Here is a 5,135-nt window from a genome sequence, read left to right on the forward strand (position 1 = left end):
CCGATTTGATAAGCTTGCACGAAATTATCAGTCTATGATTTACATTGCTTGCATGTTTATTTGGTGTAAAGCCAAATGAGGACACGCCCTAATTTATTAAGACTCATTTTTACCTATTATATGCATTAATGAAAAGTAATAATATTAATACACAAAGTTTATTTTTCAATAAAAAATTAATATAAAAAGCCCCCTTTTGGAGGCTTGTTATTTAATCCTTAGCTTTAAGCTTTAGACACTGCTGGCTCAATTGAACCAATCTTGTCAGCTTCATTTTCATGCATGATCAACGCAACCGCAATTGCTGTAATCAGTACCGGTAAACCGACTGCCATAAAGTTGAAGTGTGCAGGCAGATTCATACCCAGTAAGCCACCAATCAGGATCGGGCCGACAATTGCCCCCATTCGGCCAATTGCAGAAGACCAGCCAATACCGGTTGAACGTACGGCCAATGGATAGAATTGCGCTACATAACTATACAATAACATTTGCGAACCAATCGATGCTGCACCTGCCAGGAACACCAAGATGTAAAGCAAAAACTGATTTGACTGGAAACCCATCAGGCTCATCACAATCGCGCCCATCATACCGAGGAACATCAATACCGGTTTCAAATGGAAACGGTCAGCCAAAATACCACCACCGACAATACCGACGACTGCACCCACGTTCATGACCATCATAAACATCAGGCTGTTATCCATCGAGTAGCCTGCTGCCATCATCAGCTTCGGCAACCAGCTGCTTAATGCATACATAGTGAGTAAGCAGCTAAAGAAGGCAATCCAGAACAAAACCGTATTGACCGCACGGCCACGACGGAACAGGCTCACCACGTTAGCAGGTTCAGGTACATTTCCCTGTGGCAGGCTAAACGTAGTTTGCTCATTTACGCTAACCTCTGGCGCCAAACGACGTACAATACGACGTGCTTCCTGCTGTTTATTTTCTTTCACCATAAAAGCGAGTGATTCAGGCAAAAATTTCCAGATGACCGGTAATAAAAATAACGGGATTCCAGCAATAAAGAACATGATTTGCCAACCAAAACTTGGCGTAAACCACGAACCTAATAAGGCGGCCATCACCCCACCTACGGCATAACCACTAAACATGGTGGTCACCAAGGTACTGCGCATTTTTTGTGGCGCATATTCAGAAGTTAAGGCCACCAGGTTAGGCATCACCCCACCAATGCCCAGACCGGCAAGAAAGCGTAAAACTCCGAATTCGGTTGGATTTGAAGCAAAACCCCCAGCAAAAGTCAGACCACTAAATAATACAATACAAATCATGATGACTTTTTTACGACCGATTTTATCCGCCAAGGAACCAAAAATCATCGCACCAAACATCATCCCGGCAAGTGCGGTACTGGCCAACATACCTGCTTGAACAGCACTTAGACCCCAATCCTGCATCAATAATGGTAAAACCACACCATTAATTGCTAAATCATAGCCATCAAACAAAATAATGAGTAAGCACCAAGCAACTACATTGAAGTGAAAAGGCGTAAATTTCGCATTATCGACTACAGAACTAATATCCACTTTTTCCGTTGTCATCGTTCTCATCTCCCATGAGTACTTGTCCATAATATCCTTTTGAAGACTCAATTGAATATTCAACTGAAGATTCAAGACTGAGGAATATACGGAAGTCAGATTTCAGGCACAATAAGACTAAATGATATATTTCTATGAATTGGGAAAAGGCATTTATTTGCGTGATATGTCACGTTTTTATTAAGATAAATTATTGAATAATGAATTAATTATAATTTTAATTAAACTTAGCCCAGTAATTAAACATAAGCTAACTATTTTTCGGCCCTGTATTTTTATAGAAAATTTAAACAAAAGCCCCTTAATTGAAAGGGGCTTTTGTAATTCTTTAAAAGTTTAATTCATTTTAATTGGCAAAAAATGCCTAGGTTTTAATCGAATTGAGCTTTTTGGCTGCCAACACAGTCTCTGTATCATGTTCTGCCGCCAGGTCTTTACGCACAATCAGGGCAACAGAAATTGCGCCAATAATGGCCGGGATTGCCACAGCCAGGAAATTCATCTTGTGTGGTAATTCCATGCCCAGCAAGAAACCGATCACGATTGGTCCCACAATGGCACCAGTGCGGCCGACTGCAGAAGCACAGCCAATGCCGGTAGAACGGATGGATAAAGGATAATATTGCGCCACAAAACTATATAGCAGAATACTACTGCCAATTGCAGAAGCACCCGCGGCCGCCACCAGTAAATAAATTACCACTTGTGGAGAATTAAAGCCGAGGCCCACCAGAGACACCGCACCCAGCAGGAACATGCCGATAATAACCGGTTTCAGATGAAAACGGTCTGCTAGAATCCCTCCACCAATCGTACCAATTACCGCACCGATATTCATCGCCAGCAGGAACATCAAGCTATTACCCAATGAATAGCCTGCGGCCATCATCAGTTTTGGCAACCAGCTGCCCAGCGCATATACCATCAGCAAACACATAAAGAAGCAGCTCCAGAACAGTAAGGTGCTCATGCTACGGCCTTGTTTAAACAGGGCGGCAATAGAGCCTTCTGGTGCGTGGACTTCATTCAGTACAAATTGAGTATCTGCGGTAACCGCCTGTTCAGGAACAATCTGCTGTACAATTTTACTGGCTTTTTCATTTTTCTGCTTTTTTACTAGAAAAGTCAGTGATTCAGGTAGATAGAACCATAACAGTGGCAAGATCAATAAAGGAAGCCCTGCAATATAAAACATGATTTCCCAGCCAAAACTTGGTGTTAACCAAGCCCCGAGCAATGCCGCCATAATACCACCTACCGCATAGCCACTAAACATAGTAGTCACCAAGGTACTGCGCTTTTTTTGTGGTGCATATTCTGAGGTTAAAGCCACCAGATTAGGCAACACTCCCCCAATACCCAGACCGGCAATAAAACGTAAAACCCCAAACTCGGTTGGGCTTGAGGCGAAACCGCCCCAAAAGGTGAATCCACTAAATAGAGTCACACAAATCAGAATTACATTTTTTCGGCCAATTTTATCTGCCAGCATCCCAAACAGCATGGCCCCAAACATCATTCCCGCCAGTGCGGTACTTGCCAACATGCCAGCTTGCACCGCTGTCATATTCCATTCTTGCATGAGTAGAGGTAAAGCAACTCCATTAATTGCCAAGTCATAACCGTCAAAAATAACGACAAACAGACACCACAATACGATTTTTAAATGGAAAGGTTTAAACTTTGCTTCATCCACTACAGCATTTACATTTATTATCGCTGACATTTTTACCTCACCTCCAATTGTGAGCTTTTACTTATTGTATAAAAAATGAATGCTTATTCACTTTTTATATAAAATGGATGATTATTTATACTTTGTCGACTGCAAAATTGATCATTTTTTAACTTTATTGGCTTTTTAACACTAAAGTTGTAAATAAAAATATTTAATTAATTCAGCTAAATATGTGATTATTCACATATAAAATAAAGTATTATCAAAGTGATAAACTGGTTTTCTGTAAAATTTATATAAAAAAATCCCCAGATGGATCCATCTGGGGATTTATTAAAAATGCTCAACAATTCCTAATATAAAGCTTTTTCCAAACGAATCTGGATAATTTCATTATCATCTGCCAGGTTGCGGTTACGTCCGCTAGAGCCAGGAAAATTATTATCATTCAGCACAGTAAGCAAGTCTGGCCCTTCAATAATCAGATCTTCAATTGTCTGGAAAGGCAAACCAAAACGAGTATTAGTAGCTATATCGCCTGCGCGTACAGGTCCGTATAACAAGTCCGGATTGGCAAGATTCATCAAATTGACCAGCTCTATACGTGAAACTGCTTCACCAGGTTGATTCAACTTAATTTTGATTAATTTTTTATAACCGCCCAGATTATTTTCAGTATCATCCCGCTCGATAATAATGCCTTCTGACTGATTAAATAGCTGAAAATCACCAATTGCTGTGGCTTTACTATCAAGATCAAAATAATAGACCTTTCCAGTATAAGCTTTTTTCTGAATATCAAATTCGGAAATAATCAGTTGTGATTGAGTCGCATCAATTAACGGTTTTTCCAGTAGAGGATAAAGATATTGGCCATCAGTGGAGATGGCCATCCCTTCAAAACCGCCACTGCGTTGTACCAACGGAGTCACATAATTTTGACCCATTTTATTCAGCTGATTTTGTGGAGAACGGAGTTCAATTCCGGGTTTGCGAGGGTGTGGCAAAGCAATAGGTGGGCTTTGCAAGATGCCTTCGGCATTAAAATGCAGTAAATAAGGACCAAACTCATCTCCAATCCAGATATCTCCATTTGCAGTGCGTTGCATCGATTCTGGATCAAAATCAGCGCCTGTTAACGGGCGTTCTTGGGTATTTTGATTAACAATATCGAAAGGAATCAGACGATTAGGATCGCGCAGCTGGATATAAGCCAGAGGTTTTACCCCTGCTGTCCCACCAACTTTAGTTCTAAAATCAATTGAAAGGTGATGTAAACGCAATAAATAATCTGCTGAATTATCTTGAGCGCCAAAACCATTATCAGACATCGCCAGGTAAGTACCGTCTGGATTTTTAAGGGCAGCCGAAAAACCTTGTACAGGCTGACCTTTAAAGGGAGGAAAAATTCCATTCGCTCCCTTAACATCATGGCCAGAATCAGGACCTTCTGCATAAGTTTCTACATCCAACTTGGCAAAAGATATCAGTGTAGGTTCTGTTAATGTCTGCTCGGGTAAAGTTGTGTCGTGATGATCTGAATCTTTACAAGCAGAAAGCATCAAGATGCAAATACTTAACACGCTCAGCGAAATTTTTCTCATACGGCTCTTCATCTCGTCATTTTTTATAGTCAAAACTGATTAAATCAGCTTTAAATGACAAACAGACAGCAATTGTATGAAGCTTTAGCTAAGTTTTTAATTTCTAGCAGGACATCCACACTATTGTTCTGATTTTTATTCTCCTTCTTATTTTTTTCTTTTTATAAAAAAAGAAATCCCCCTGCTGATTAGCAGGGGGATTTTTGAATAATGAGCTGGCGATGACTTACTCTCACATGGGTAACCCCACACTACCATCAGCGCAAAGAGGTTTCACTT

3 protein-coding genes are annotated in these 5,135 nt (G+C 40.5%); all 3 read right to left on the bottom strand.

The annotated features are described in order from the left end of the window. Nucleotides 1–224: 224 nt before the first annotated feature. The 3 genes from NI467_RS14365 to NI467_RS14375 all read right to left on the bottom strand — a co-directional run bounded on the left by NI467_RS14365 (nucleotide 225) and on the right by NI467_RS14375 (nucleotide 4,856). Nucleotides 225–1,574, bottom strand: coding sequence for an aromatic acid/H+ symport family MFS transporter (locus tag NI467_RS14365; protein WP_151207137.1), 1,350 nt, complete (start codon nucleotides 1,572–1,574; stop codon nucleotides 225–227). A gap of 364 nt (nucleotides 1,575–1,938) precedes the next feature. Then, entirely contained in the window at nucleotides 1,939–3,300 is a 1,362-nt protein-coding gene (locus NI467_RS14370; RefSeq protein WP_151207135.1) for an MFS transporter, read from the bottom strand. A 305-nt stretch (nucleotides 3,301–3,605) separates the two neighbouring features. After that, a complete protein-coding gene (locus NI467_RS14375) occupies nucleotides 3,606–4,856 on the bottom strand; it encodes an esterase-like activity of phytase family protein (protein ID WP_151207133.1) in 1,251 nt (416 codons plus the stop codon). Between the last annotated feature and the right edge of the window lie 279 nt (nucleotides 4,857–5,135).

The sequence above is a fragment of the Acinetobacter sp. S4397-1 genome, from assembly GCF_024129285.1.
Taxonomy (GTDB): domain Bacteria; phylum Pseudomonadota; class Gammaproteobacteria; order Pseudomonadales; family Moraxellaceae; genus Acinetobacter; species Acinetobacter lwoffii_C.

Coding starts and splice junctions, on each gene's coding strand:
- NI467_RS14365 (WP_151207137.1), bottom strand. CDS start 1,574: ATGACAACGGAAAAAGTGGATATTAGTTCTGTAGTCGATAATGCGAAA.
- NI467_RS14370 (WP_151207135.1), bottom strand. CDS start 3,300: ATGTCAGCGATAATAAATGTAAATGCTGTAGTGGATGAAGCAAAGTTT.
- NI467_RS14375 (WP_151207133.1), bottom strand. CDS start 4,856: ATGAGAAAAATTTCGCTGAGCGTGTTAAGTATTTGCATCTTGATGCTT.